The organism is Stackebrandtia sp. (genome assembly GCF_035643755.1).
Classification (GTDB): domain Bacteria; phylum Actinomycetota; class Actinomycetes; order Mycobacteriales; family Micromonosporaceae; genus Stackebrandtia.
Map to the genome: position 1 here is coordinate 1 of NZ_DASQPW010000221.1, position 3,185 is coordinate 3,185.

At 72.1% G+C, this 3,185-nt stretch carries 4 protein-coding genes; 1 reads left to right on the forward strand and 3 read right to left on the reverse strand.

All coding sequences use genetic code 11. The features are described from left to right. A partial coding sequence (locus tag VE172_RS17045) for a LysR family transcriptional regulator substrate-binding protein (RefSeq protein ID WP_324803146.1) occupies window positions 1-573 on the forward strand: 573 nt, incomplete at its 5' end. Here VE172_RS17045 and VE172_RS17050 read toward each other — a convergent pair. The 3 genes from VE172_RS17050 to VE172_RS17060 form a co-directional block, all read right to left on the reverse strand. Further along, window positions 566-1,531: an ABC transporter substrate-binding protein gene (locus VE172_RS17050; protein ID WP_324803147.1), complete on the reverse strand. Its 966-nt coding sequence runs from the start codon at window positions 1,529-1,531 to the stop codon at window positions 566-568. The two genes, VE172_RS17045 and VE172_RS17050, sit on opposite strands and share 8 nt — an antisense overlap. 11 nt (window positions 1,532-1,542) lie before the next feature. Further along, on the reverse strand, window positions 1,543-2,349 hold the full coding sequence (locus VE172_RS17055; RefSeq protein ID WP_324803148.1) for an ABC transporter ATP-binding protein: 807 nt from the start codon (window positions 2,347-2,349) through the stop codon (window positions 1,543-1,545). Then, window positions 2,346-3,185: FecCD family ABC transporter permease (locus VE172_RS17060; RefSeq protein ID WP_324803149.1), on the reverse strand; the 840-nt coding region annotated here is incomplete at its 5' end. The genes VE172_RS17060 and VE172_RS17055, both read right to left, overlap by 4 nt.

Here is a 3,185-nt window from a genome sequence, read left to right on the forward strand (position 1 = left end):
GCGGCGTTCCGCACCGCCGCCGCCCACATCCTCCCCGGCGCCCTGGCGGCCGTCGCCAAGCGCTATCCGCGGGTGGACAGCGAGGTCAGCGTCGTCCGCGACCTCGGGGTGGGCCCGGCGCGCGAGGTGCTCGAGGGCCGCGCGGACCTGGCGATCATCAACCTGCCCCACCACATCGACGGGGAGCCCGACCTGGTGACGGGCACGATCGGCGCCGAGCCCTTCGTCCTGGTCCATCCCGCCTCGCGCCCCGACGTGGCGGGCCTGCCGGTGATCAACTGGGACGAGAACTGCGACGCGTCGACCTGCCAGTGGTGGAAGACCCAGGACTGGCTGTCGGAGCCATCGTCCCAGGTGGCCGACGACAGCGTGCTGCTGTCTATGGTCGGCCACGGCATGGGCATGGCCGTGGTCCCGTACCTGACCAGCCGCGGCGCCCCGGACACCGTCGCGGTAAGGGATCTGGGCCCCGACGGTCCGAAACGGACGATCGGCTACGTCACCACGCCCGAGCTGGCCCGCAGCGCCGTGGTGCGCGCCCTGATCCGCGAACTGCGGGGACAGGCTATCTGACGCCGGTGCGCTCGGCGAGGTCGTCGAGCACCAGATTCGCCGCCTGCACCCCGATACCCGACATCCAGATCTCGTCGGAGACGTCGAAGACCTTGTGGCGCTTGACCGCCCGCATCTCCTTCCACAGGGGATTGTCCTGGGCGTCCTTCTTCTGGGTCTTGTCGGGATCGTCGGCGACGGTGACGAACACGATGTCGGCGTCGGCCTTGTCGATCTCCTCGGGCCCGACCTCGAGGGCGAAGCCGTCGACATCCTGGGACTCGGGGCGCTTGACGCCCACATCGGACAGGATGACGCCGCTGAACGACGCCTTCTGGTACAGGCGGGTGGGGCCCGCCAGGAAGCGCACCACCGACACCGAGGGCATGGTGCCGCCGTTGGCCTTGTCGATGGCCCTGCCGAGCCGGGCGGCGCGCCTCTCGTACTTCTTCATGGCGGCGGCGGCCCTGTCCTCCAGTCCCAGCGCCCTGGCGTGCACCTTGAGGTTGTCCTTCCAGGTGACGCCGGTGTTCTCGGTGAACACGGTGGGCGCGATCTCGGAGAGCTTGTCGTAGATCTTCTCGTGGCGGATCTTGGACGACAGGATGAGATCCGGTGCCAGGGAGGCGATCAGGTCGAGGTTGGGTTCGGCCATCGGCCCGACGTCCTTGGTGTGCTTGGTCATGGACGTCAAGTAGTCGGGGAAACCGCCGTGGGTCTTCATGTGGGGCGACACCGCGCCGACGGGCTTGATGCCCAGCAGGGTGACGTCGTCGAGCTCGCCGGTGTCCAGCACCACGACGCGCTTGGGCCGGGTGGGGATCTCGGTGGTTCCCATGGCGTGCTTGATGGTGCGGGGGAAGGAGCCGCCCGAGCCGGAGGCGTCCGTTGTGGAGCCGGTGCCGCAGGCCGTGGCGGCGACGGCGACGGCGGTCAACAGGACGGCGAGCAGGACGTGCGGCAGGCGGCGTGGCCTCATGGGGGTTCCTTTCATCGGGGACGGGACGGTTGCCTGTGGACGGGGGCGCGGGGGATGACCAGGGGCGTGCCCGTCTCGGGGTCGTCGATGACGCGACAGTCCACCTCGAACACTCGCGAGATCAGGCCGGAGGTGAGCACGGCGGACGCCTCGCCCGCGGCGACCACCTCGCCGCCGGCCATCACCACGAGGTGGTCGGCGTAGCGGGCGGCCTGGCCGAGGTCGTGCAGCACCATGACGATGGTGTGTTCGTCGTCGGTGTTGAGCCGGGTCAGCAGGTCGAGCACCTCGATCTGGTGGCGCAGGTCGAGGAAGCTGGTGGGTTCGTCCAGCAGCAGCAGCGGGGTCTGTTGCGCCAGGGCCAGGGCGATCCAGGCGCGTTGGCGTTGACCGCCCGACAGCTCGTCGACGGGGCGGTCGCGCAGCGCCGTCACCCCCGTGGCGTCCATGGCGGACTCCACGGCGGCCTGATCGCGGGCCGACCAGGCGCGCAGCGGGCGCTGGTGGGGGTAGCGGCCCAGCCGCACCAGCGCCTCGACGCTGACGCCGTCGGGGTTGACGGGGTGCTGCGGGAGCATGCCGAGCCGCTGGGCGAGGCGGCGGGCCTTCATGGCGGCGACGGCCTCGCCGTCGATGGTGACGGTGCCGCCCTGGCACGGCAGGACGCGCGCCAGCCCGCGCAGCAGGGTCGACTTGCCGCAGGCGTTGGGGCCCACGATGGCGGTGACGCGGCGGGGCGGAAACACGACGTCCAGATCGGACAATACGCGTCGGTTTCCGTAGCCGAGGCTGAGTTTCGCGGCGGACAGCTCGCTCATGACGTGGTCCTGACGGTCGAACGGGACTGGCGGATCAGCAGCGCCAGCAGCCACGGCGCCCCGAGGGTGGCGGTGATCGCGCCGACGGGCAGGCCGTCGGCGGCGAAGGCGTGCTGCACCACCAGATCGGAGGCCGACAGCAGCAACGCTCCATACAGGGCGGTCAGCGCGAGGGTGCCCGTGGAGGGCGGCCCGCCCAGCAGCCGGACCAGGTGCGGCACCGCCAGCGCCACGAACGCCACGGGTCCCGTGAGCGCGACGGCCAGGGAGGCGAGCAGCACGGCGACGACCAGCAGCTGAGCGCGGGCCAGCGGAGGGCGGGCGCCCAGGGCCGCCGCGGCGTCGTCGCCGAGGTCCAGCACCGACAGCCGCCGGTGATTGACGCAGGCGATCGCCAGCACCGCGAGGATCGCCGAGCCCGCCACGCCCACCTCGGTCCAATCGCGACCGTACAGCGAGCCCGTCGTCCACTGTAGGGCCGCCGACGCCAGCTCGGCGGGGAAGCGGACGATGATCAGGTTCACCGCGGCCGACAGCCCCGCCTGGACGGCCAGCCCCACGAGGACCAGCCGACCGGGGTGGATGCCGCCCCGCCACGCCAACGCCCCCAACAGCGCCGCCGCGCCGAGCCCGCCGCCGAGGGTCGCCAGGGGCGTCACCGCCGCCGACGCCCCCGAGGCGATCACGGCGACCGCCGCGAACGACGCCCCGCCCGTGATTCCCACGATGTCGGGTGACGCCAGGGGATTGCGCACCAGGCGCTGCAGCACCGCACCCGCGACGCCCAGACCCGCCCCCGCGACCAGGCCCGCGGCCAGCCTTGGCGCCCGGAACCG

What these genes read in the sequence shown, in the direction of transcription:
- VE172_RS17050 (WP_324803147.1), bottom strand. Translation starts at nt 1,531, where the DNA reads ATGAGGCCACGCCGCCTGCCGCACGTCCTGCTCGCCGTCCTGTTGACC.
- VE172_RS17055 (WP_324803148.1), bottom strand. Translation starts at nt 2,349, where the DNA reads ATGAGCGAGCTGTCCGCCGCGAAACTCAGCCTCGGCTACGGAAACCGA.